This is a genomic window from Micromonospora sp. WMMD812, assembly GCF_027497215.1.
Lineage (GTDB): Bacteria > Actinomycetota > Actinomycetes > Mycobacteriales > Micromonosporaceae > Micromonospora.
The window spans coordinates 1,079,887-1,102,767 of sequence record NZ_CP114904.1 but is presented as its reverse complement, the minus strand read 5'-3'; the positions used below and the strand labels follow the sequence as shown (position 1 = coordinate 1,102,767).

Below are 22,881 nucleotides of genomic sequence, written 5' to 3'. Positions count from 1 at the left end.
GCCGGCGCGCCCGGAGCCGGCCGCGGGTACCGCCGCCGGCCGCGCCGGCGCGGATCCGTCCGCGTCTCGCGCCGCCAGGCCGGGCGGAAATCGCCTGGCGGGCCCCGGGCCGCCACTGGCAGGGTGGCCGGCATGACCGCACATGCTCTGGCCGGGTCGCTGGCCGACGACGGACGTAGGCGGGTCTTCGCGGCGATCGTGTTGGGCGCCGCCGACGTGGCGCAGGTGGCCGAGCGGGCCGGGGTCCCGACGCGCGACGTGGTGACCGCCCTGCGCCGGCTCACCGACGTCGGGCTGGTCACCGACGCCGGCGGCGCGCTGTCGGTGGACGCCGCCCGACTCCGCGAACTGGCCCGGGTGCCCCGGCCGGTGCGGCCGGCCGAAGCGCCCGAGGAGACCGTGCTACGGACCTTCGTCCGCGACGGAGTGCTGATCGGCCTGCCCGCGCAGCGGGGGCGACGGCGGATCGTGCTGGAGCACATCGCCCGGCGGTCCTTCGTGCCGGACACGGCCTACCCGGAGCGGGCGGTGAACGAGGCGTTGCGCCCCTGGTGCGACGGCGGCGGCTCGGACCACGTCACGCTGCGCCGGTACCTGGTGGACGAGTTGCTGCTCACCCGGGAGCAGGGCGTCTACCGGCGACCGTGACCCGCCGGAACGCACGGCGCCGGGTGGCGGCACGGGCGGGGATCACCGGCCGCTGCCACGGGCCGCGATCGCTGCCACGGGCCGCTGCCGCTGCCACGGGCCGCGGTCGCTGCCGAAAACGCGTTGACCGGGCGGCGACGATCGGCAGGTGAGAAGTGACCTCCGATCCGCCTGGGCGGTCGCGCCGGCCCGGCCCGACCAGTCCGACGCGGCGGGCCTACTGCGCGAGTACTTCGAGGAGATCGTGGTCCGCTACCACCACCGGCCGGCCCGGTCGGGCGAGGTGGCGGCCGCGATGGCCGACTCACCCAGCGACGACCTGGTGACCCCGACCGGGATCCTGCTGCTCGCGACGCACGACGGAGCGCCGGCCGGCTGCGCCGGGTTGCGCTTCCGGCCGGCCTGGGCCGAGTTGACCCGGGTCTACGTCCGGCCGGCGTTGCGCGGACGCGGCGGCGGCGCCGTCCTGCTCGCCGCCGCCGAGGAGCAGGCCCGAATGGCCGGCGCCGACCGGGTCCGCCTCGACACCCGCAGCGACCTGGTCGAGGCCCGCGCGCTCTACGCCCGACACGGGTATGTGGAGATCCCGGCGTACTCGCGGGACGCGTACGCCGAGCACTGGTTCGAGAAACTGCTCGGCTGAGCGGTTGACGGCGGCGCGCCGAGGCGGTAAATACTGAAGAGGAAGTTGAGTCCACCTGACTCAACCCAACACCTTCGGCCAGGAGAACCGAGGAGGCACGACAATGCTGATGCGCACCGACCCGTTCCGTGAGATCGACCGGATCGCCGAGCAGTTCTTCGGCACGGCCGCCCGTCCGGCGGTCATGCACCTGGATGCCTACCGCGACGGCGACTACTTCTACGCCGCGTTCGACCTGCCCGGCGTCGACCCCGAGAGCATCGACTGCACCGTCGAGCGCAACGTGTTGACCGTCCGCGCCGAGCGGCGCCGGCCCGCCGGCGACACGGTCGAACTCGTCGCCGCGGAGCGTCCGATGGGGACCTTCACCCGGCAGCTCTTCCTCGGCGACACCCTCGACACCGACAACCTCGAGGCCGGCTACGAGAACGGGGTGCTCACGCTGCGGATCCCGGTGGCGGAGCGGGCGAAGCCGCGGCGGGTGGCCGTCGCCACCACCGGCAACGGCCGCAAGCAGATCAACGCCTGACGGCCGCGAGGGGCGGGGCGGCCGGTGCGGCCGTCCCGCCCCTCGCCGTGTCGACGCCGTCCCGCCTCGTGCCGCCGTCCCGCCTCGTGCCGGGTCGAACGCCGCCCACCCCAGCAGTGTCGAACGCCGCCCGCCCCTTGCCGGCGACGCTGTCCCGGTCCCGCCGCGGCCGGTCCGCCGCGGGTGATCGCGGGCGGGGAACGGGTCAGCGGGCCAGCGCCTCGTCGGTGGCGGCGCGGATCGCGGCGACGAACGCGGCCACGGCCGGGTGGGACGCCGCGCCCCTCCGGTACGCGATGCGGGTGCGCCGGCGGCTGTCCAGCGCGACGAGCCGGACCCCGTCCGGCGGGTCCGCGGCGGCGAGCTGCGGCACCAGGGAGACGCCCTGGTCCGCCGCGACCAGGGCGAGCACCGTCGCGAAGTCGTCGGCCTGGTGCCGGACCCGGGGCGTGAAGCCGGCGGCGCGGCAGACGTGCAGCGTGACGGTGTGGCAGAGGGTCCCGGGACTGGCCATGATCCAGGCGGCGTCCCGCACCGCCCGCAACGGGTCGGCGCCGATCGACATGCCGGGGTCCGCGCCCGACGGGGAGGCGGCCCCGCCGAGCGGCGAGCCGGCGGGGACGGCGAGGTACACCGTCTCGTCCAGCAGCGGCACGGCGTCCAGCACCGGGTCCGGCTCGGCCGGCACCACGTCGTAGTCGTGCAGCAGCCCGACGTCGAGCCGCCGCTCCCGCAGCGCGGCGGGAACCTCGACCGGATCAAGCTCGGTGACGGTCAGGTCCAGCCCCGGGTGCTGGCGACCCAGCGCGACCAGGGTGGCCGGCAGCAGCGTACGGACGGCGGTCGGGAAGGCGCCGATGCGCAGCGGGCCGGTCAGCCCGGTCGCGACGGCGGCGAGGGCGGCGGACGTCTGCTCCAGCGCGGCGAGGACCGTCTCGGCGTTCGCGACCAGCACCCGGCCCGCGGCGGTCAAGGTCACCCGCCGCCCGGCGCGTTCGAGCAGCGGCACGCCGGCCTCCCGCTCCAGCGCGGACAGCTGCTGGGACACCGCCGACGGGGTGTAGGAGTGCGCCTGCGCGACGGCGGCGATGGTGCCGAGGCGGGACAGGTCGCAGAGCAGGCGCAGCCGGCGTACGTCGAGCATCAGCCCAGCTTACGGTTTGCGGTAGGAACGTGAACTAGACCTTCACGGTTCGGTGGCGGACGCTGAAGCCATGACGCTCTCCGGTGTGTACGTACCGATGATCACCCCATTCGACGCCACCGGCGCGGTGGCGCACGCCGCGCTGCGGACCCTGGCGCACGAGGTGCTGGACGGCGGCGCGGCGGGCCTGGTCGCGCTGGGCACGACCGGCGAACCGACCTCACTCGACCCGGCCGAGCAGCGGGACGTCGTCGACATCCTCGCCGGCGTCTGCCGCGAGCGCCGCGCCCCGCTGCTGGTCGGCGCGAGCAGCGTGGCGGCGGTGACCGCCCTGCGCGACCAACCCGCGGTGGCCGCCGCGCTCAGCCTGGTGCCGCCGTTCGTCCGCCCCGGCGAGACGGGGGTGGTGGCACACTTCGCGGCGCTCGCCGCGGCCAGCCCGGTGCCGCTGGTCGTCTACCACGTGCCGTACCGCACCGGGCAGCGGCTGTCCGTCGACACGCTGCGACGCCTCGCCGCGCTGCCCGGCGTCGTCGGCGTCAAGCTCGCCGTGGGCGCCGTCGACGCCGACAGCGTCGAGTTGCTGGCCGACCCGCCGGCCGGCTTCGCGGTGCTCGGCGGGGACGACGCGGTGATCTCGCCGCTGCTGGCGCTCGGCGCGCACGGCGGGATCCTCGCCTCCGCGCACCTCGCGACCGCCGGCTTCGTCGAACTCGCCGACGCCTGGCGGGCGGGCGACGTCGGGCGGGCCCGGGCCCTGGGCCACCGGCTCGCCGGGTTGTCGACCGCGCTGTTCGCCGCGCCCAACCCCACCGTGGTCAAGGCCGTCCTGCACGCCGAGGGCCGGATCCCGACCGACGCCGTACGGCTGCCCCTGCTGCCCCCCGACGACGAGGCGCTCCGCGTGGCGCTGCGGCGGCTCGCCACCGCGCCCGGCACACCGGTCGGTGCGCGACGCTGACCCCGTCACCGGGGCAGCGGACCGCCATCGGGGCTGACCGACGCCGTGTCGCCGACGTGCCGCTGCCCCGCCGCGCCGGACCCCGCCGGCTCGCCGGCGTCAGGTGCCCCGGCGAGCCCCGCCGCGCCCGCGGGGTACAGCGCGGCGAGGCGGTGGGCGGTGGCGGTGAACCGTTCGCGCAGCTCGGCGGGGGCGAGCACCTCCACCTCGGCGCCGAGCTTGAGCAACTCGATGTGACCGTGCTTGACCGACTCGATGGGCACGGTGGTGAACAGCCAGCCGTCCGGACCCGGCTCGCCCGCCGCGGCCCGGGCGGCCCGGCTCATCGCCGGCGGGAAGACGTACGGCATCAGCTCCAGCGCCGCCACGGTCATCCGCACCCGCGCCTCGGCCCGGTAGACGCCCTGCTCGTAGCGGTCGGCGTGCTCCTGCCAGCAGCGGGCCAGGTCGAACCCGTCCGGCCGGTGGACGGGCTCGTCCAGGGCGGTCAGGGCCAGGATCGCGCCGACCCGGTAGGTGCGGACCTGCTCGCCGACCGCGGCCACCAGATACCAGCGGCCGGCCTTGAGCACCAAACCCAGCGGACCGAGGACGCGCTCCACCTCGCGGGGCGCCCGCCACCGCCGGTAGCGCACCCGCACCTGGCGGTCCGCCCAGACCGCGTCGGCGAGGGCGGCCAGGTGCGGCGTGGGCTCCGGCTCGCGGAACCAGGTCGGCGCGTCCAGGTGGAAACGCTGCCGGAGCCGCCCGCCCCGGTCGGCCAGCTCGGCGGGCAGCGCGGCGCGCAGCTTCAGCTCCGCGGTGGCCAGCACCGAGCCGAGCCCCAGCTCGCCGGCCGGACCGGGGACCCCGGCCAGGAACAGCGCCTCGGCCTCCTCGGGGGTCAGCCCGGTCAGCCGGGTGCGGTAGCCGGCCAGCAGCCGGTAGCCGCCGGCCGGCCCGCGGTCGGCGTAGACCGGCACGCCGGACGCGCCCAGCGCCTCGACGTCCCGGTAGACCGTCCGGACCGACACCTCCAGCGCCGCGGCGAGCTCCTGCGCGGTCATCCGGCCCCGGGTCTGCAGGAGCAGCAGCAGGGAGACCAGCCGACTCGCGCGCACGCCCCGACGCTATCCGGCCGGTCCGACGTGACCGGTGCCGGGCGCGCCTCACGGCATTGCCCACCCGGAGCTGAGAACCTTTTTCACATGGTCTCTTCGGACGCCCCGGCGCTGGCGCGCCCGTCGCCCCACCCCGCCCTGCCCGCCGGCCCGACCGACGTCACCGAGGCGTGGCTACGCAACCGGCGGCTGTCGGCGCATACCCGGGACGCGTACCGGCGGGACATCGGGGCGTGGCTCACCTGGTGCGCCGCCCGCGACCTGGACCCGCTCGGGGCGACGTTCCTGCACGTCAACGAGTACGCCCGGGGGCTCGAGTCGACCGTCGGCCCGCGCACCGGCCGTCCACTGACCCCGGCCACGGTTGCCCGCCGGCTCTCCGCGCTGTCCAGCTGGTACGACTTCCTGCTCAAGCTGCGGGCGGTCGAGGCCAACCCGGTCGCCGGCGCCGACCGGCCCCGCGTCGACCGGGACCACTCGGCCACCGTCGGGCTCACCCCCGATGAGGTGGACGCGCTGCTGGCCGCCGCGGAGACGGAGAGCGGCCCCACGGCGGCCCGCAACCGCGCCGCCATCGCCCTGCTGGCCGATCTCGGGCTGCGGGTGGGGGAACTCGTCTCGCTCGACGTGGCCGACCTCGGCGCGGAGCGGGGACACCGCAGCGTGCGCTTCGTCGGCAAGGGCGGCAAGCCCCGACGTCGCGCGCTCACCCCCGGCACCGCGTACGCGGTCGACGCCTACCTGTCCCAGCGTGCCGCCGGCGCGGGCCTGCCGGTGGTCGACCTGGCCGGGCCGCTGCTGGCCACCGCGAGCGGCGCGCGACTGGACCGGCACTCGGTGTTCCGCCTGGTCCGCCGGCTGGCCCGAGCGGCGGGAATCCCGGCGTGGGAGAAGCTGTCACCGCACTCGCTGCGGCACGCGTTCGCCACCACCGCCCGCGCCGAGGGGGTGCCGCTGGAGGACGTGCAGGACGCCATGGGGCACGCCGATCCGCGGACCACCCGCCGCTACGACCGCGACCGGCACAACCTCGACCGGGACCCGGCGTACGCCATCTGGGCGGCCCGGGCGCGCCGGCGCGGCTGAGCGGACGTCACAGCCCGGTCGTACCGTGCGGGCATGAGACACGGACTGGAGATCTGCTGCGGCGGCGCGTCGGTCGCGGTGTCCACCCTGGTCGAGTTGGGCGAGCTGGCCGAACGCGCCGGCTGGGACGGGGTGTTCTTCGAGGACTACCTCGTCCACTACGCCGGGGACGACCCCCCCACCTACGACCCGTGGCTGGTGCTCGCCGCGGTGGCGGGGCGGACGGGCCGGGTCCGGCTCGGCACCACGGTCACACCGCTGCCGCGGCGGCGCCCGGCGAAGCTCGCCCGGGAGGTGCTCACCCTCGACCACCTCTCCGGCGGCCGGGCCACCGTCGCCGTCGGAGTGGGTGACCCGGGCGACCGCGGGCTCGCGGCGTTCGGCGAGCCGACCGACCTTCCGACCCGGGCGGCCCGCCTCGACGAGGGGCTCGACCTGCTGACCGGCCTGCTCGGCGGCGGGCCGGTGCGGCACCACGGGGCGCACTACCGGGCCGACGGGGTGGCGTTGCGGCCACCGCCGGTGCAGCGGCCCCGGGTGCCGGTCTGGGTGGGTGGCAGCGCGCAGGCCGGGGCGGTGCTGCGCCGGGCGGCCCGCGGCGACGGCATCGTGCCCTACAAGCTGACCGACACCGACGACTGGGCCGACTTCACGCCGGACGAGGTGGCGGCGCTGGTGCGCGCGCTGCCGGCGACCCGCGCCGACGGGGAGCCGTTCGACGTGGCGATCGGCGGCCGGCGACGCCGCCCCGACACGCGCGCGGAGCGCGCGTACGTCGCCGAGGTGGCCGACGCCGGCGCGACCTGGTGGCTGGAGTTCGTCCCGGCCGGCGAGCCGGCGGCGATGCGGGCCGCGGTCGACCGCGGCCCGCTGCGCTGACCCGGGCTCAGCCCTGCGCCCGGGGGCAGATGCAGAACGGCTGGCCGATCGGGTCGATGAGCACCACCCACCGCTCGGCGCCGGGCTGGAACTGCGGCCTCGTGGCGCCGGCCGCGACGAACTCCTTCTCCGCCTGCGCGAGGTCGTCCACGTACAGGTCGAGGTGGTAGCGCTTCCCGGCGGCCGGGTCGGGCCAGGACGGCGGCCGGTAGCCGTCGACCAGGCCGAAGCCGAGGGAGACCCCACCGCCGCTGAGCATCGCGTACTCGGGCTGGCTGTGGGTGATCTCCCAACCCAGGACGCGCTGGTAGAAGGCCGCGTGCGCGGCGGGGTCGGAACTGTCCAGGTTGACCATGGCGAGGTCGGCGTTGACTGTCATGCCGGCAGTCTCCCGCCGGTACCTGCCATCTCCTGTCAGGTACCCGCGGCCGGTCGGCCGGGCCACACGGTGAGCCGACCGGCGCTGTCCCGGCAGGCCAGCGCGCCGGACACCGCGCGGCAGTCCCGGGTGCCCGTCGGCAGCACTCCGGCCACCCGGGGCCCGTCCCGGCCGACGGTGGCGACCAGGTTGCGCCGGCCGTCCTGCGCCGCGCGCAGCAGCACCTGCGGGCCGCCGCGCCCGCCCGGGACGGCGCGCCACTGTGCCCCGCCCGACCAGGTCCACGCCCGGTCGCCCGTGGCGGGGGTCAACGCCCACCGGTCCCGCGCGTCCTGGCCGCAGAGCAGGCCCGCGCAGCCCCGGATCGTCACGTCGCCGTCGGCGAGCGGCACCCGCCAGCGCACGGTCAACGCCGGCAGGTCGTATCCGATGAGCTCGGCGCCCCGGGCCGTGGGGTGGCGCAGCACCAGGCGGTCACCGACCACCTGCGGGTTGTCCGGGGCGTAGTCCGCCGGCGGCAGCCGCCCCTCGCCGCGTACCGTGCCGTCGCCGACGTCGTACACCCGGGCGACGCCGTCGTCGCGCAGCACGAGCACCCGGGCCGGCGCGCCGGGCAGCACCGTCAGCACGGCGGTGGACGGCAGCGCCACCGTCCAGCGCGTCGCCCCGGTGGCCGGATCCACGCCGTGCACCGCGCCCTCGATGCGCCGGCCCGGGTCGGCCACGCTGCGGACCTCGGTCACCGCGACGGCGCCGTCCCCGGCCGCGTACACCCGGTCGGGTCGCCGCCAGCGCCGCTCGCCGGTGCGGGCGGTGCGGGCCGTGGTGGCCACCACCCGGCGCACCGGGTCCCGCTCGGTGACCAGCACCAGGTCGCCGGCCGGCTCGGCGGACCAGCCGGCGGCCGGCGGCAGGTCCACCCGCCAGCGTGCCCGTTCCGGGGCCGCCGGGTCGTACGCGGACAGCGTCGGCGGGGCCGCGCCGGGATCGGCGACCAGCAGCAGCGGGCCCGCGCCCAGCAGCACCGCCCGCTCCGGCAGCACCGGCCCGGACAGCGTCGCCAACCGGGCCGGCGGGGCGGCCCCGGCCAGCAGCGCGCACACCAGCAGCAGCGCCGCGACCCGCCACCCGCGACCGGCCACCGGCGGCGCCGGCCGGTCCGGCTCGGGTGCGCCCCGCTCGGCGCCCAACTCGATCAGCGTCTCCACCGGCTCCGCCCGCCTCGGCTCGTTCCGCGCCGACCTGCCCGCTCCAGGGTCAGCAGAGCAGGTCCAGGTGATGGTGGGCGTCCTCGGCGATCTCCTCGCGGCGCAGCCATCGCCGGGCCCACAGCCGGGCGGCCAGTTCGGCCTGCTCGTCGCCCCACGACGCGTGCTCCACCAGCAGGGCGGCGGTCAGCGCGTGCGCCAGGCGCAGGGCCAGCCCGCGCGCCCCGGCGACGACCCGGACGGACTGCGGGTCGACGGCGACCTCGGCGAGGGTGTCGCGCAGCTCGCCGGTGACGGCGGCCAGCGTGTCGGCGAGCGCAGGGGAGAGCGGCCGGGCCAGGTCGACGGCGCCGGCCAGCCGGCGCAGCAGCGGCGGGCCCGCGTCCTCGCGGGTGACCGCCCGCAGCACGTCCATTGCGAGCACGTTGGTGGTGCCCTCCCAGATGGGCAGCACCTGGGCGTCGCGCAGCAGCCGGGGCACGCCGGTGTCCTCCACGTAGCCGGCGCCGCCGAAGCTCTCCACGTACTCGCTGGCGGAGCTGACCGCGAGCCGGCCGGTGGCCAGCTTCGCCAGCGGCGCCACGATGCGCAGCTCGGCGGCGGCGAACGGGTCGGCGCCCACCTCGACCCGGCCGAGCAGCGCGAACGCGTGCCCGGCGAGCACGAACGCGCCGGCCGCGTCGACGGCGAGCGTGCCGAGGGTGGCCCGGTGCAGCGGGGACGTGGCCAGCGCCCCGCCGGCGACGTGGCGCGCGGTGGCGTACGCCCGGGCGTAGGCCAGCCCACGGCGCATCCCGCCGGCGGCCGCAGCGGCGTTGTGCACGCGGGTCACCACCACCAGGGTCATCGCCCGCACCAGGCCGGGGTCGGCCGGGTCGCCCAGCGGCAGCGCGTACGCGTCGCGCAGCCCGATCTCGGCGGTGGGCAGCGCCCGGGTGCCGAGCTTGTCCTTGAGCCGGTGCACGGTGACGCCCGGCGCGGGCGCGTCCGGCGCGGCGCCGCCGGCGAGGGGCGAGTCGGCGGCGTAGCGGGGCACCAGGAACGGGGCGAGCACCCGGCTGCCCCGCCCGGCGCCCTCGGGCCGGGCCAGCGCGACCGCCATCGCCGCGTCCGCGGCCGAACAGAACCACTTCTCGCCGGTGAGCCGCCAGGAGCCGTCGGCGGCGGGGCGGCCGATGGTGGTGGACCGGGCCAGGTCGGAGCCGCCCTGCGACTCGGTCATCCACTGACCGCTGGTGATCGCGGTGTCCGGGTCGGTGGAGATCAGCCGCGGCAGCCAGGCGTCGCGCACGGCCGGGTCGACCTCGGGCAGGTTGAGCAGCGCCGCCGCCCCGTCGGCCATCGCCACCGGGCAGGAGAAGGTCGCCGACTCCGGCCCGTACAGGTGCAGCAGGGCGTGCTGGACGACCCGGGCGGCGGCGCCCCACGTGCCGCGCGCCGACTCCAGGTAGGGCAGGGCGACCACGGCATGCCGCGCGGCGGCGGCGCGTTGGGCCTGCCAACCGGCGGAGGTGTCGACCCGGTCGACACGGGCTCCCCACGGGTCGTACCGGACCAGGGTGGGCGGGTGCGCCTCGGCGTCGGCGTGCGCGGCGCGCAGCGGCCCGACCACGTCGGCGGCGAGGTCGGCCAGCCGGTCCTTCGCGGCGGCGTGCCCGGCGGCGCCGAGCTGCCGCTCCAGCCAGGAGCGCAGCAGCGCGTCACCGGCGTACGGGTCGTCGGGGGCGGGTACGGGCTGCACGTAGCGGGTCATCGGTCAGCTCCTGGGCACGTGCTCGGGGGTGGTGCGCCCGACGGTAGACGATCCGACGGCACCGGCGACAGAGCCGTTTGCCGCCCGCGGACCGGCCCGTTTGCCTACCGTCGGATCGTGAGGGCTGGGCAGTCGTGGAGCGGGCCGGTGCGGCCCCGCCGCCCGATGCGGACCGGGCTGGTGTTCGCCGGGGTCGGGGTGGCGCTGTGCTGCGTCGGCGTGGCCGGGCTGGGCGTGTGGAACCTCCAGGTGGTCACCCAGGCCGCCGGCCCGGTGCGGGAGACCAGCGACGAGTTCCTGCGCTCGGTGACGGTCGGGGACACCGACGGCGCGTACGAACGGCTCTGCGAGGAGGCCCGCGGCAAGTGGAGCGAGGTGGGGTTCACCAGCTGGGTGCGGACCCCGCCGATGGTCCGCGACTACGAGATCGTGGACGTGTCGGTGACGACCCGCGGCGGACGTCCGCACGGCACGGTGACCGTCAAGCTGACCCGCGACAGCGGCACCACGGAGGAACGCAAGCTGCCGGTGGTACGGGAGGGTGGCCACTGGCGGGTCTGCGGTGATCCGTTTTGAGCCTGGCCGGCCGGCTCACCCGGAGCTGCTGCGCCAGCACCGGGGCGTGGAGCGGACCGTACGCCGGCAACGGCCTGCTCTTCGCCGCGGCGTACGTCGGCGTGATCGTGGCGGAGCGGACGGCGCGGTGGTCGGCTCAGGAGCGCGGGCCGAGGTCGCCGCTGCGGTAGTGCCGCCGGCACAGCACCTGGTAGCGCACTTCGGCGGAGTCCATCGTGTCGCCGATGACGACCTGTGCGCCCTCGCGGGCCACCCGGCCGTCGACCACGCGGGCGTTGAGCAGCCCTTCCCGGCCGCACCAGCAGAGCACCTCGACCTGGATGCGGGCCACCTCGTCGGCCAGCTCGAACAGCCGCTGGGCCGCGGGGAACAGGCAGGACCGGAAGTCGGTGGCCAGCCCGAACGCGTACACGTCCACGTCGTAGCTGTCGACCAGCTCGGCCATCTGCTCGACGTGTTCCACGCTGTAGAAGCTGGCCTCGTCGCAGATCAGGTAGTCGACGCGTTCGCCCTCGGCCCACCGGCCGCGCACCAGCGCCCGCAGGTCGAGGTCGTCGGTGACCTCGACCGCGGTGTGTGCCAGGCCGATGCGGGTGGTGACCTGCGGGCCGAGGGACCGGTCGATGCGCGTGGTGACCAGCCCGCGGCGCCCCTGCCGGGCGTGGTTGTAGTTCATCTGCAGGGCCATCGTGGACTTCCCGCAGTCCATGGGCCCCCAGAAGAACTTCAGCGCGGCGGCGTGCAGCGGCCGCCCGTGCAGCCCGCGCGCGGCGGCGCACCCGTCCGGGGAGTCGTCCGGTCCCCCGAAGGGGCGGGCCAGGCAGGTGGGAGCGGCAGCGGCGTCGTCGGTCACGGTCGGGCAGCCTAGCCCATCGACCGGCCCGGATCCGGTCGGCGGATCCCGGCCGGTCGGCGGCGGCAGCGGGTCAGAGCACCCGCGGTGGCGTGTTTCCGGCCGCGACGATGGCCCGGCGGATCGGGACGGCCAGCAGCAGCAGGAACCCGACCACGAAGAAGATCAGCAGCGAGACCAGGCCCACCCGGTACGACGAGGTGAGCTGGAAGACCAGGCCGAACGCGAGCGGGCCGAGCCAGCTGGTGCCCTTGTCGCTGATCTCGTAGAAGCCGTAGTACTCGCCCTCCTTGCCGGCGGGGATCAGCTGGCTGAACAGCGACCGGCTCAGCGCCTGGCTGCCGCCGAGGACCAGCCCGATCGCGGCGCCCAGCACCATGAACGGCAGCGGCGCCTCGGCGGGCAGCCGGAACGCAGCGATGATCACACCGGTCCAGAGCACCAGGCTGAGCAGCACCGTCTTCCACGCGCCGATGCGCCGGGCGAGCGCGCCGAGCGACAGCGCGCCACCGAAGGCGAGGAACTGCACCAGCAGGATGGTGACGATCAGGGTGCTCTGCTCCAGCCGCAGCTCCTCCGTGCCGTACTGGCTGGCCAGAGTGATGACGGTCTGGATGCCGTCGTTGTAGACCAGGAAGGCGAGCAGGAAGAACAACGTCAGCGGGTACGCCTTGATCTCGCGCAGCGTACGGCCGAGTTGCTTGAACCCGTCGGTGAGCACGTTGCCGCCGCCGGCCAGGGCCGCGGCGGTGGGGTGTTCGCGCAGCCAGCGCAGCGGCACCAGGGTGAACACCGCCCACCAGACACCGGCGGAGACGATCGACCAGCGGGCCAGGTCCAGGGTGCGCTGCGGGTTGCCCTCCTCGCTGAACATGGTGACCGCGACGAGGTTGAGCGCCAGCAGCAGGCCGCCGCCGAGGTAGCCCAGCGCCCAGCCGCGGCTGGAGATGCCGTCGCGTTCGTCGGGGCCGCCGAGCTGCGGCAGGAACGAGTTGTAGACGACGATCGCGGCGCCGAAGCTGATGTTGGCGACCAGGAAGAGCGCGCCGCCGAGCAGGTAGCGGTCGCCGGTGACGAACGCCATCGCGATGGTCGCGCCGGCGCCGGTGAACGCCGCGCCGGCGAGCAGCCGCTTCTTGTGCGCCGTCCGGTCGGCGATGGCGCCGACGACCGGCAGCACGAACACGGTGAGGAACACCGACAGCGAGATGAGGTACGGGTAGTAGGACCCGGCGGCGACCCGGATGCCGAGCGGGTGCACGTAGCCGTCGCAGGAGTCCGCGCCGAGCTCGCAGCCGGCGGCGAGCTCGGTGACCGTGGTGAGGAACGGCCCGAGGAACACGGTGATCACCGTGGTCTGGAAGGCCGAGTTGGCCCAGTCGTAGACGTACCAGCCGGTGCGTTCCCGGCGGGTGCTCGCCGGGGGTGGGGGGTTGTCCTGCACCGCGGGGGTCACGGTCTCGGCCATCGGGGTCCTCTTGGCGGGCTCAGGCGGCCCAGTGGCCGCGGCTGCGGTAGACGTCGCGCAGCACGCCGACGTGATCGGTCATGATGCCATCCACGCCAAGATCAAGTAAGTCGTGCATTTCGGTGGGTTCGTCGATCGTCCAGACGTGCACCTGGAGGCCGAGCGCGTGCGCGTAGGACAGGAGCCGGCGGTCGACCACCGGTACCCGCCCGTAGCGGACCGGCACCTGGGCGGCCACCACGGACGGCGGAAGCCGCAACGCGCGCCCGGTCAGGGAGGCCATCCGCAGCCGGGCCACCCCGCGCATGCCCAGCGAGGTGGCCACCCGGCCCTCGGTGAGCGCCCGCAGCCGGACCAGCCGGGCGTCGCTGAACGAGGCGAGCAGCACCCGGTCGTTCGCGCCGGCCCGGGCGACGGTGGCCACGGCCGGTTCGACGCCCCGGTCGGACTTCACGTCGATGTTGAACCGCACCTCCGGCCAGGCGGTCAGCACCTCGTCGAGGCGGGGCACCACGGCGGCGCCGCCGACGCGCACCGACGCGAGGTCGGCCCAGCGCAGGTCGGCGATGCGGCCCGGCTCGCCGGTGACCCGGCGCAGCGTGGCGTCGTGGAAGACGACGCTCACCCCGTCGGCGGTGGCGTGCACGTCGGTCTCGACGTACCGGTAGCCGAGCGCGACCGCGCGGGCGAACGCCTCAGCGGTGTTCTCGTCACCGTCGGCGGCGCCGCCCCGGTGGGCGAAGGCCAGCGGGGCGGGCGCGTCGAGGTACGGGTGGGCGGTCAGCACGCAGCGCAGTATGCATGCCGCCGGTGTCCGCCGGGTGACCGGCCGACCGCCGTTCGGGGACGTTCCGACGTGTGCTGTCCGCCCGGTGCGCTGACTGGGACGATCAGGCCGGCGCGTGCTGTCCGCCCGGCGCGGCCGGGAGGGTGGATCAGGCCGGGCGGCGGCGGTGCGAGCGGCTGGTGTCCGCGGGCCGGCCCGGGTCGACGTGCCGGGGTCGGTCGGGCTCGTCGGGGCGCAGGGGGACCAGTGTCGCGGTGATCGCGTCGGTGATCCGGTCGGTGGCCCGGCGGGCGGCGCCGGGCGTGTCGGGGCTCACCCCGCCGAGGTCGACGGGGTCGCCGAAGTGCACCCGGATCACCGGGCGGCGCACCAGCGAGCGGGCGAGCCCCCGCAGCAACCCCTTCGGCGCCCGGTACGGCACGACCTCGTGCGAGCCCCACTGCGCCACCGGGATCAGCGGGGCGCCGCAGGCGAACGCGATCCGGGCCGCGCCGGTCTTGCCCCGCTCGGGCCACATGCCCGGGTCCAGGCCGATGCGGCCCTCGGGGTAGACCAGGATCACCGCGCCGGCCGCGACGGCCGCGGCGGCGTCGTCGAGGGCCCGGCCGACCGCGGCGGTGCCCCGCTCGACGCGGATGTGTCCGGCGTGGCGCATCGCGGCCCCGATCACCGGAGCGCGGAACAGCCCGCCGGTGGCCATGATCCGGGGGGCGACACCGCGCGTCCGGCAGGCGGCGGTGAGCACCACCGGGTCGAACGGGCTGATGTGGTTGGCGGCGAGGATCAGCGGCCCGCGGCGCAGCGCCTCGGGCACGTCCCCGCTGACCTCGAGCCGGGCCACGGCGCCGACGACGGCGCGGGCGAGCAGTTGGGCGCCGCGCCAGATCGCGGGCGGCTGCCAGGTGGGGTGGGCGGTGTCCATCAGCGGTGAATGGTCGCACGGGGCGGGGTGACGGCGGCGCCGAGGTCCGATCTTCCCCCGGCCGGGAGGCGTCCGCAGGCCCTGATCGTGGGGCGGGTCGAGTGGCCCGGGTGATCAGGGTCATTGGCCCCGGAGCGGATCAGGCCCCCCGCCCCTGCCGAATCTTCTACGACGGGCGGTAGTATTTACTACGTCCCGTAGTACGATCAGCTGGGGGTTCCAGGTGGACGCGTTGGACGTCGCCCGCTGGCAGTTCGGTGTCACCACCGTCTACCACTTCCTCTTCGTCCCGTTGACGATCGGCCTGTCGGTGCTGGTGGCCATCCTCCAGACCCTCTGGCACCGCACCGGCAACGAGCGCTACCTGAAGCTCACGAAGTTCTACGGCAAGCTCTTCCTGATCAACTTCGCGATGGGCGTGGTCACCGGCATCGTGCAGGAGTTCCAGTTCGGCATGAACTGGAGCGACTACTCCCGCTTCGTCGGCGACATCTTCGGCGCCCCCCTCGCGATCGAGGCGCTGGTCGCGTTCTTCCTGGAATCCACCTTCATCGGGCTGTGGATCTTCGGCTGGGACCGGCTGCCCAAGCGGCTGCACCTGGCCGCCATCTGGGCCGCCGCGATCGGCACCAACCTGAGCGCGTACTTCATCCTCGCCGCGAACTCGTTCATGCAGAACCCGGTCGGCTACCGCGTCAACCCCGAGACCGGCCGGGCCGAGCTGACCGACTTCGTCGCGGTGCTCACCAACAAGGTCGCCCTGGTCACCTTCCCGCACACCATCGCGGGCGCGTTCCTGGTGGCCGGGTCGCTGCTGGTCGCCGTCGCCCTGTGGCACCTGATCCGCAACCGCGACTCCGACGAGACCCCCACCTACCGGTTCGCCGCGAAGTTCGGCTCCTGGGTCACCCTCATCGCCGCCGCCGGCGTCCTGTTCACCGGCGACATCCAGGGCAAGATCATGACGCAGGTGCAGCCGATGAAGATGGCCGCCGCCGAGGGCCTCTACAGCACCGAGAGCCCCGCCTCGTTCTCCGTACTCACCGTCGGCAGCCTCGACGGCAGCCGGGAACTGTTCGCCATCAAGATCCCGTACCTGCTGTCGTACCTCGGCACCGGCGACCCCAACGGCACCGTGCACGGCATCAACGACCTGCAGGCCCAGTACGCCAGCCAGTACGGCCCCGGCAACTACGCCCCGATCATCCCGGTCACCTACTGGAGCTTCCGCTTCATGATCGCGTTCGGGATGACCGCCGCGGCTATCGCCCTGCTGGTGCTCTGGACCCACCGCAAGGGCCGCGCCCCGCGCAGCAAGTGGCTGCTGCGCGCCGGCCTGGCCATGCCGGTGCTGCCGTTGCTCGCCAACTCCTTCGGCTGGATCTTCACCGAGATGGGCCGTCAGCCGTGGATCGTCTTCGGCGAGATGCTCACCCGCAACGGCGTCTCCCGCAGCGTGTCGCTGACCGAGGTGCTCACCTCGTTCACCGCGTTCACCCTGATCTACGCCACCCTCGCCGTGATCGAGTTCCGGCTGCTGGTCCGCTATGCCAAGGCCGGCGTGCCCGACCTGACCCCGCAGCCCGAGATCGACGACAGCCACGACGACGCCGAGCGCCCGCTCGCCTTCGCCTACTGACCTCCGGAGCGCACCGTGGACCTCACGACCATCTGGTTCCTGCTCGTCGCCGTGCTCTTCACCGGCTACTTCATCCTGGAGGGTTTCGACTTCGGCGTCGGCATGCTGCTGCCGGTGCTCGGCCGCGACGACCGGGAACGCCGCGTCCTGATCAACACCATCGGCCCGGTCTGGGACGGCAACGAGGTCTGGCTGATCACCGCCGGCGGCGCCATGTTCGCCGCCTTCCCCGAGTGGTACGCCACCCTCTTCTCCGGCTTCTACCTGCCGCTGCTGCTGATCCTGCTGGCCCTCATCGCGCGCGGGGTCGCCTTCGAGTACCGGCACAAGCGCCCCGAGCCGTCCTGGAAGCGGCGCTGGGACGCCGCGATCTTCTTCGGCTCCCTCGTGCCGGCGGTGCTGTGGGGGGTGGCGTTCGCCAACATCCTGCGCGGTGTGCCGCTCGACGCCGACCACGAGTACGTCGGCGGCCTGCTCGACCTGCTCAACCCGTACGCCCTGCTCGGCGGCGCGACCACCGCGGCGCTGTTCCTGACCCACGGCGCGGTGTTCATCGCCCTGAAGACCGTCGGCGAGGTCCGCGAGCGCGCCGGCGCGCTCGCCGTGCGCGTCGGCGCGGTCGCCGCCGTGCTCGCCGTCGCGTTCCTCACCTGGACGCTGGACATCCGCTCCAGCACGGCCGCCGTCGTGCTCGCGGTCGGCGCGGCGCTCGCGCTGCTCGGTGGTCTCGCCGCCGCTCGCGTGCGCCGGGAGGGCTGGGCGTTCACCGGCACCGCCGTGGCGATCGGCCTGGCCGTGGCGACCCTGTTCGCCGCGCTGTTCCCGAACGTGCTGCCCTCCACCCTGGACGCGGCCGGCACCCTGACCGCCACCAACGCCGCGTCCACCCCGTACACCCTGAAGATCATGAGCTGGGTGGCGGTGGTGTTCACCCCGATCGTGCTGGCCTACCAGGGCTGGACCTACTGGGTGTTCCGCAAGCGGATCGGCGTGGTCCACATCCCGCAGCACTGAGACCCGCCCGCCGGCCCGCCTCTTCCCCTCGGGCGGGCCGGCGGGCGCCGCGGCTAGGGTGAGCCGGTGACCGGTGAACCCTGGCTCGGCCTGCTCGGCAGCGCGACGCCGCTGGTCGGCGCCCCGATGGCCGGCGGCGCCACCACCCCGGCCCTGGTGCGGGCCGTCACCGCGGCCGGCGGCTTCGGGTTCGTCCCCGCCGGCTACCGGACGCCCGACGCGGTCGCCGCCGACCTGGCCGACCTGCGCGCCACCGGCACGCCGTGCGGGGTGAACCTGTTCGTGCCCGGTCCCCGCGAGATCGACGAGGAGACCTTCCGCCGGTACGCGCGGGAGATCGCGGTCGAGGGCGAGCCGTACGGCCTGGACCTGGCCGGCGCGCCGATGGTGCACGACGACGACCGCTGGGCCGACAAGATCGACCTGTTGACGCGGGAGCCGGTGCCGGTGGTGAGCTTCACCTTCGGGCTGCCCGACCCGGCGGCCCTCGCGGCCCTGCGTCGGGCCGGTTCCCGGGTGCTGGTCACGGTCACCTCGGTGGACGAGGCGCGCGCCGCCCGCGACCTCGGCGTCGACGGTCTCGTCGCGCAGGGCACCGAGGCGGGCGGGCACAGCGGCACCCACACCCCGCGCCGGCCGGCCCCGCCGACCTCGACCCTGCCGCTGGCGCGGGACGTGGCGGCGGCGACCGGCCTGCCCGTGCTGGCCGCCGGCGGTGTGGCCGGCCCGGCCGACGTCCGCGACCTGCTCGCCGCGGGCGCGGCCGCGGTGGCGGTCGGCACGCTGCTGCTGCGCACCGACGAGAGCGGCGCCAGCCGCACCCACCGCGACGCCCTGGCCGATCCCGCCCGCACCGGCACCGTGCTCACCCGCGCCTTCACCGGACGGCCCGCGCGGGGGCTGCGCAACGCCTTCATCGACCGGTACGAGCCGACCGCGCCGCTCGGCTATCCGGAGCTGCACCACCTGACCCGGGGCCTGCGGGCGGCGGCCGCCGCGGCCGGGCACCCGGACCGGGTGCACCTGTGGGCGGGCACCGGCTACCGGCACGCCACCACCGGCCCGGCCGCCACCGTGGTCGACCGCCTGACCACGCCGCTCTAACCCCCCAGGTCGCGCGGATCATGCAGTCGTGGTGCCTGGGTGATGCCGGTACGCGGCTTTTGCGAGGCACCACAACTGCATGATCGATCGACTGGAGGGCGGGGTGCGCGCGGGAGCTGGGCACCGTGGGTGTTCCGCGCGGGCGTGGCGGGTGGACGGCAGGGGGAGCGTCAGCCGCTGGTCGCGGCCAGCTCCGCGTCGGCGCGTTCCCGGACCAGGGTGAGCACGCGTCCGGCCACGGCCAGGTCGGCGGCGGGGATGTCGCCGTAGAGCCGGCCGGTGATGGCGGCGGTCGCGTCGGCGATCTCGCGCCGGACGGCGTCGCCGGCGTCGGTGAACGCCAGGCTGTCGGCGTCCTCGCGCAGCAACCCGGCGCCGACGAGGTCGGCGAGGAGGGCCTCGGCGGCCGGAGCGTCGATCTTCAGGCCGTCGGTCAGCCGGGTGACGAGGTCGGCGCGCGCGGCGGCGCCGCCCTCGGCGGCGAGGCCGTTGAGCGCGATCGACTGCGGGAAGGTGAGGCCGACCCGGGTGAGCTGGCGCTCCAGCAGCGCGCGGGTGGCGTAGTGGGCCCGGCCGATGACCTGGCCGGTGAGCGGGGACGACGACATGACAGCCTCCACTGACGACTCAAACGTTGGCCGCTCCAACGTTGGCCTCACCAACATAACAGGAATCGTGGGTGACACCAACGGTTTCTGCTAGGCTCCGCCGCATGGAGTCCGTCACCGGTCCCGAGTCACCCGCCCGTCTGCGGACGACCCCCAGCTGGCTGCTCGGCCAGGCCGCCGCGCACGGGCACCGCCTCGTCGCGGACGGGTTCGGCGCCCTCGGCATCCGCGGCTACCACTACCGGCTCCTCGCCGCCCTCGCCGAGATCGGCCCGACCAGCCAGGCCGAACTGGGGCGGCGGTGCGGCATCGACCGCAGCGACGTCGTCGCCGCGCTCAACGACCTCGTGGCGAAGGGGCTCGTGCAGCGCAGCCCCGACCCCGGCGACCGGCGCCGCAACGTCGTCACCGTCACCACCGCCGGTCGCCGCGATCTGCGCCGCCTGGAGGGCGCCCTCGACCGCGCCCAGGACACGTTGCTCGCCCCACTGTCCCAGCCGGAGCGCGAGCAACTGGTGCGCCTGCTGTCCACCCTGCTGGCGCATCACGCCGCACCCTGAGCAGGAGGAACGGCCCACCCTCGCCCGATAGGCCCACGGGCGCCGCGGCCGGCGGCGCGCCCCGGCGGCCGGACCGCCGCGCGTGACGCGCCGCCGCCGGTCACGGGGTCTCGCGCAGCTCCGCCAACCGGGCCTCGATCTCCGCCAGCTCGGCGCGCAGCTTCTCGGCCTGCTGCTCCGCCTCGGCCCGCTCCGCGGCCAGGATCTGCTCCACCGCCTCCTGCACGCCCGGCACGTCCACCAGCGCCACCATCCGCAGCGCCTCCGCCGGCTTCACCACGTACGGCTTGGCCAGGGCCTTGCTGCCCTGCTGCGCCGCCACGGTCCACTCACCGTCGGCGTACGCCAGCGTCACCGTCAGCCCCGCCGGGCCCTTCGGCTTCGCCGCCTTCACCGGCCGGCGCGCCGGCTTCGCCTCCACCTGCTCCACGTGCTCCACCTTCGGCTCCTCCCGACGCGGCGCCGGCACCCGCGGCGTGTCCAACACGAACTCCGGCTCCGCCGGCGCGGGCGGCTCCTCGACCTCCGGCTTCGCCTCCGCCACCTTCCGGCCCGCGCCGCGCGGGGCGATCGCCACGTCGGCGGGGGAGAAGGGCAGCTCGTCGCGGCCGAACCGGACCACCACGAACTCCTCGGACAACTCCGGATCCGTCAGCTCGATCACCTGGCCGACCTGCCCGGCCATCTGGCCCGCCGCCGCCGTGAACACCACCTTGGGCTTGCGGCCCGCGGTCAACGCCTCCCGGATGCCCTGCACCTCGTCAGTGGACAAACCCTCGCCCGCCATCACGCCCTCTTCCGTACACACGTTTGATTCCAGCCTTGATACCAGTCGGCTGCGACAACCGGAAGATCAACCCCCCAGGGCGCGCAACGCCGCGTCGGCGTGCTCGTTCATGCTCAACTCGCTCTGCACCACCGTCAGCACCCGCCGGTCCGTCCCGATCACGAACGTCACGCGCCGCGTGCTCAGCGACCCCAGCGGCAGCCGCCGCCGCACACCGAACGCCGCCGCGACCGCCCCGTCGACGTCCGACAGCAGCGGATAGTCGAACCCGTGCACCTGGGCGAACTCGGCCTGCCGCGCCACCGGATCCCGGCTGATGCCGACCCGCTGCGCGCCCACGGCCGCGAACTCCGCCGCCAGGTCGCGGAAGTGGCAGCTCTCCGCCGTGCACCCACGGGTCATCGCCGCCGGGTAGAAGAACAGCACCACCGGCCCCGCCGCCAGCAGCTCGGACAGCCGCCGCACCGCCCCGGTCTGGTCCGGCAGCGCGAAGTCCTCCACCATGTCCCCGACGTCCAGCACCGTCCACCTCCACCTCGACACCGACGGGCGGAGCCTAGAGGATCAGCCCCAGACCGCCGCCGCCTCGTCCGCCACCGCCGCCGCCTGCGTCCGCCCCGCCCGCGCCGCCGCCGCCCGACGCGCCGGGTCCAGCACGTTACGCCCGATCGCGGCCCGCGCCGCCGCGTCCGGCGTCACCACCGCCACCCGCGCCCCGGCCGCCCGCAACGCCGCCACCTGCGCCGACAACCGGGGCATCGGACCGAACGCGGCGGCCGTCGGCGCCAGCACCACCACCCGCTCCGCCCCCGAGGCCAGATCCGCGTTCACCGGCGACCGCATCCCCCCGTCGACGAACCGGCGACCGCCGATAGTCACCGGCGGCCACACCCCCGGCACCGCGCAACTGGCCCCCACCGCGTCCACCAACGACACCCCGGAACCGGCGTCGAACACCACGAACTCACCCGAGTGCGCGTCCACCGCCGTCACCAGCAGCCGCCGCGCCGGCCACTCCCGACGCGGCAGCCGCGACTCGATCACCGCCCGCCGGGAGGCCTCCGACGGCGTACGCGCCGCCAGCGCCATCGCCCCGATCCGCGCCCGCGCCGCCACCGCGTCGCGGCTGCGCCCACCGGCCCACAGCAGCCGCGCCACCGCCGCGAACCCGAGCCGCGCCGCGACCTCGCCCCGCGGCGGCGCCACCTGCGCCTCGAACGACTCCTCGACCGGCCCGCCGGAACACAGCTGCGCGCCCACCACCGAGCCGGCCGACGTGCCCACCACCAGATCCGCGTCGGCGAGCGCCACCCCCCGCTCGGCGAGCCCGGCCAGCACCCCCCACTCCCACGCGACCCCGGTCACCCCACCGCCGCCCAGCACCAACGCCCGTGTCATGTGATCTTCACCTCCGCATCGGTACGTGCCGGCCACGGTAACGTCGCGGCAACGGTCACGGCAGGGGGAGAGGCGCCTTGGAACCGGTCACGATCATCACCGGCGGCAGCCGCGGCATCGGCGCCGCCACCGCCCGCCGGCTCGCCCACGCCGGCCACCACGTCGCTTTCGGCTACCGCCGGGACCACGACGCGGCCACGGCGGTCCTCGCCGACATCCACGCCGCCGGTCGGCGCGGCGTCGCCCTGCCCGCCGACACCACCGACCCGGACCAGGTGGGCGCGCTCTTCGACGCCGCCGCCGACCTCGGCGACCTCACCGGCCTGGTCAACAACGCCGGTGTCACCAGCCCGATCGGCCCGTTCGTCGACCTCGACGCCGACGACCTGCGCCGCGTCGTCGACGTCAACCTCATCGGGTACGTCCTCTGCGCCCAGCAGGCCGCCCGCCGGATGACCGCCGGCGCCGCGATCGTCAACGTCTCGTCCGCCGCCGCCACCCTCGGCAGCCCCGGCGAGTACATCCACTACGCCGCCGTCAAGGCGGCCACCGACACCCTCACCGTCGGCCTGGCCAAGGAGCTCGCCCCCCGCGGCATCCGGGTCAACGCCGTCGCCCCCGGCATCATCCGCACCGACATCCACGCCGTCTCCGGCGTGCCCGACCGGCCCGACACCGCGGCCGGGCGCATCCCGCTGGGCCGCGCCGGCGAGGCCGACGAGGTCGCCGGCGCCATCGCGTGGCTGCTCGGCCCCGACGCCTCGTACACCACCGGCACGGTGCTCCGCGTCGCCGGCGGCCTCTGACGCCCGCCCCGGCCCCGCGACCGTGCGGT

25 protein-coding genes are annotated in these 22,881 nt (G+C 75.5%); 12 read left to right on the top strand and 13 right to left on the bottom strand.

Annotated features, from left to right (window positions below):
- The first annotated feature begins 132 nt into the window (after positions 1-132).
- The 3 genes from O7603_RS05030 (at position 133) to O7603_RS05020 (ending at position 1,820) form a co-directional block, all read left to right on the top strand.
- Positions 133-648: a DUF2087 domain-containing protein gene (locus O7603_RS05030; RefSeq protein ID WP_281574510.1), complete on the top strand. Its 516-nt coding sequence runs from the start codon at positions 133-135 to the stop codon at positions 646-648.
- Positions 649-796: 148 nt separating this feature from the next.
- Complete coding sequence (locus O7603_RS05025) at positions 797-1,291, top strand: GNAT family N-acetyltransferase (protein ID WP_281574509.1); 495 nt, start codon at positions 797-799, stop codon at positions 1,289-1,291.
- Positions 1,292-1,394: 103 nt separating this feature from the next.
- The gene (locus O7603_RS05020) at positions 1,395-1,820 is read left to right on the top strand and encodes an Hsp20/alpha crystallin family protein (RefSeq protein ID WP_281574508.1); all 426 of its coding nucleotides are present in this window, start codon (positions 1,395-1,397) and stop codon (positions 1,818-1,820) included.
- A gap of 205 nt (positions 1,821-2,025) precedes the next feature.
- Here the strand turns inward: O7603_RS05020 and O7603_RS05015 are convergent, their stop codons facing one another.
- Complete coding sequence (locus tag O7603_RS05015; RefSeq protein WP_281574507.1) at positions 2,026-2,964, bottom strand: LysR family transcriptional regulator; 939 nt, start codon at positions 2,962-2,964, stop codon at positions 2,026-2,028.
- 70 nt (positions 2,965-3,034) lie between these two features.
- On the opposite strand from O7603_RS05015, the gene O7603_RS05010 reads away from it, so the two are divergent.
- On the top strand, positions 3,035-3,925 hold the full coding sequence (locus O7603_RS05010; protein ID WP_281574506.1) for a dihydrodipicolinate synthase family protein: 891 nt from the start codon (positions 3,035-3,037) through the stop codon (positions 3,923-3,925).
- A 5-nt stretch (positions 3,926-3,930) separates the two neighbouring features.
- On the opposite strand, the gene O7603_RS05005 is transcribed toward O7603_RS05010, so the two are convergent.
- Positions 3,931-5,025 (bottom strand): YafY family protein, encoded by a 1,095-nt coding sequence (locus tag O7603_RS05005; RefSeq protein ID WP_281574505.1) that lies wholly within the window; start codon positions 5,023-5,025, stop codon positions 3,931-3,933.
- Between the two features lie 87 nt (positions 5,026-5,112).
- On the opposite strand from O7603_RS05005, the gene O7603_RS05000 reads away from it, so the two are divergent.
- Both O7603_RS05000 and O7603_RS04995 read left to right on the top strand, forming a co-directional pair.
- Positions 5,113-6,111: a tyrosine-type recombinase/integrase gene (locus O7603_RS05000; RefSeq protein WP_281574504.1), complete on the top strand. Its 999-nt coding sequence runs from the start codon at positions 5,113-5,115 to the stop codon at positions 6,109-6,111.
- 33 nt (positions 6,112-6,144) lie between these two features.
- Complete coding sequence (locus O7603_RS04995) at positions 6,145-6,990, top strand: LLM class flavin-dependent oxidoreductase (RefSeq protein WP_281574503.1); 846 nt, start codon at positions 6,145-6,147, stop codon at positions 6,988-6,990.
- Positions 6,991-6,997: 7 nt separating this feature from the next.
- Here O7603_RS04995 and O7603_RS04990 read toward each other — a convergent pair whose 3' ends face one another.
- From O7603_RS04990 to O7603_RS04980, 3 genes are read right to left on the bottom strand one after another with little or no spacing between them, the layout of a single operon-like run.
- Positions 6,998-7,369 (bottom strand): VOC family protein, encoded by a 372-nt coding sequence (locus O7603_RS04990; protein WP_281574502.1) that lies wholly within the window; start codon positions 7,367-7,369, stop codon positions 6,998-7,000.
- A gap of 35 nt (positions 7,370-7,404) precedes the next feature.
- Positions 7,405-8,577 carry a PQQ-binding-like beta-propeller repeat protein gene (locus tag O7603_RS04985; RefSeq protein ID WP_281574501.1) on the bottom strand — a complete coding sequence of 391 codons (1,173 nt, stop codon included), beginning with the start codon at positions 8,575-8,577 and terminating at the stop codon, positions 7,405-7,407.
- A gap of 49 nt (positions 8,578-8,626) precedes the next feature.
- A complete protein-coding gene (locus O7603_RS04980) occupies positions 8,627-10,330 on the bottom strand; it encodes an acyl-CoA dehydrogenase family protein (RefSeq protein ID WP_281574500.1) in 1,704 nt (567 codons plus the stop codon).
- A gap of 165 nt (positions 10,331-10,495) precedes the next feature.
- On the opposite strand from O7603_RS04980, the gene O7603_RS04975 reads away from it, so the two are divergent.
- Positions 10,496-10,906 (top strand): hypothetical protein, encoded by a 411-nt coding sequence (locus tag O7603_RS04975; RefSeq protein WP_281576602.1) that lies wholly within the window; start codon positions 10,496-10,498, stop codon positions 10,904-10,906.
- Between the two features lie 136 nt (positions 10,907-11,042).
- On the opposite strand, the gene O7603_RS04970 is transcribed toward O7603_RS04975, so the two are convergent.
- The 4 genes from O7603_RS04970 to O7603_RS04955 form a co-directional block, all read right to left on the bottom strand.
- Positions 11,043-11,666: a thymidine kinase gene (locus tag O7603_RS04970; protein ID WP_281576601.1), complete on the bottom strand. Its 624-nt coding sequence runs from the start codon at positions 11,664-11,666 to the stop codon at positions 11,043-11,045.
- A 166-nt stretch (positions 11,667-11,832) separates the two neighbouring features.
- The gene (locus O7603_RS04965; protein ID WP_281574499.1) at positions 11,833-13,227 is read right to left on the bottom strand and encodes an MFS transporter; all 1,395 of its coding nucleotides are present in this window, start codon (positions 13,225-13,227) and stop codon (positions 11,833-11,835) included.
- A 19-nt stretch (positions 13,228-13,246) separates the two neighbouring features.
- On the bottom strand, positions 13,247-14,014 hold the full coding sequence (locus tag O7603_RS04960) for a glycerophosphodiester phosphodiesterase (protein WP_281574498.1): 768 nt from the start codon (positions 14,012-14,014) through the stop codon (positions 13,247-13,249).
- A gap of 148 nt (positions 14,015-14,162) precedes the next feature.
- The gene (locus O7603_RS04955) at positions 14,163-14,936 is read right to left on the bottom strand and encodes a lysophospholipid acyltransferase family protein (protein WP_281574497.1); all 774 of its coding nucleotides are present in this window, start codon (positions 14,934-14,936) and stop codon (positions 14,163-14,165) included.
- 223 nt (positions 14,937-15,159) lie between these two features.
- Here O7603_RS04955 and O7603_RS04950 point away from each other — a divergent pair, with 223 nt between their 5' ends.
- From O7603_RS04950 to O7603_RS04940, 3 genes are all read left to right on the top strand, one after another.
- Positions 15,160-16,575, top strand: a complete 1,416-nt coding sequence (locus O7603_RS04950; RefSeq protein ID WP_281574496.1) for a cytochrome ubiquinol oxidase subunit I — start codon at positions 15,160-15,162, stop codon at positions 16,573-16,575.
- A 15-nt stretch (positions 16,576-16,590) separates the two neighbouring features.
- A complete protein-coding gene (gene cydB / locus O7603_RS04945; RefSeq protein WP_281574495.1) occupies positions 16,591-17,589 on the top strand; it encodes a cytochrome d ubiquinol oxidase subunit II in 999 nt (332 codons plus the stop codon).
- Positions 17,590-17,655: 66 nt separating this feature from the next.
- Positions 17,656-18,693 carry a nitronate monooxygenase gene (locus O7603_RS04940; RefSeq protein WP_281574494.1) on the top strand — a complete coding sequence of 346 codons (1,038 nt, stop codon included), beginning with the start codon at positions 17,656-17,658 and terminating at the stop codon, positions 18,691-18,693.
- 170 nt (positions 18,694-18,863) lie between these two features.
- Here O7603_RS04940 and O7603_RS04935 read toward each other — a convergent pair whose 3' ends face one another.
- Positions 18,864-19,301: a hypothetical protein gene (locus O7603_RS04935; protein WP_281574493.1), complete on the bottom strand. Its 438-nt coding sequence runs from the start codon at positions 19,299-19,301 to the stop codon at positions 18,864-18,866.
- A 104-nt stretch (positions 19,302-19,405) separates the two neighbouring features.
- Between O7603_RS04935 and O7603_RS04930 the strand changes: the two genes are divergently transcribed.
- Positions 19,406-19,861: a MarR family winged helix-turn-helix transcriptional regulator gene (locus O7603_RS04930; protein ID WP_281574492.1), complete on the top strand. Its 456-nt coding sequence runs from the start codon at positions 19,406-19,408 to the stop codon at positions 19,859-19,861.
- 100 nt (positions 19,862-19,961) lie between these two features.
- Here O7603_RS04930 and O7603_RS04925 read toward each other — a convergent pair whose 3' ends face one another.
- From O7603_RS04925 to O7603_RS04915, 3 genes are all read right to left on the bottom strand, one after another.
- Entirely contained in the window at positions 19,962-20,648 is a 687-nt protein-coding gene (locus O7603_RS04925; RefSeq protein WP_281574491.1) for a hypothetical protein, read from the bottom strand.
- Positions 20,649-20,714: 66 nt separating this feature from the next.
- Positions 20,715-21,152 (bottom strand): peroxiredoxin, encoded by a 438-nt coding sequence (locus O7603_RS04920; RefSeq protein WP_281576600.1) that lies wholly within the window; start codon positions 21,150-21,152, stop codon positions 20,715-20,717.
- A 60-nt stretch (positions 21,153-21,212) separates the two neighbouring features.
- Positions 21,213-22,046, bottom strand: a complete 834-nt coding sequence (locus O7603_RS04915) for a patatin-like phospholipase family protein (protein WP_281574490.1) — start codon at positions 22,044-22,046, stop codon at positions 21,213-21,215.
- Positions 22,047-22,123: 77 nt separating this feature from the next.
- Here O7603_RS04915 and O7603_RS04910 point away from each other — a divergent pair, with 77 nt between their 5' ends.
- The gene (locus O7603_RS04910) at positions 22,124-22,852 is read left to right on the top strand and encodes an SDR family oxidoreductase (protein WP_281574489.1); all 729 of its coding nucleotides are present in this window, start codon (positions 22,124-22,126) and stop codon (positions 22,850-22,852) included.
- The last annotated feature ends 29 nt before the right edge of the window (positions 22,853-22,881 follow it).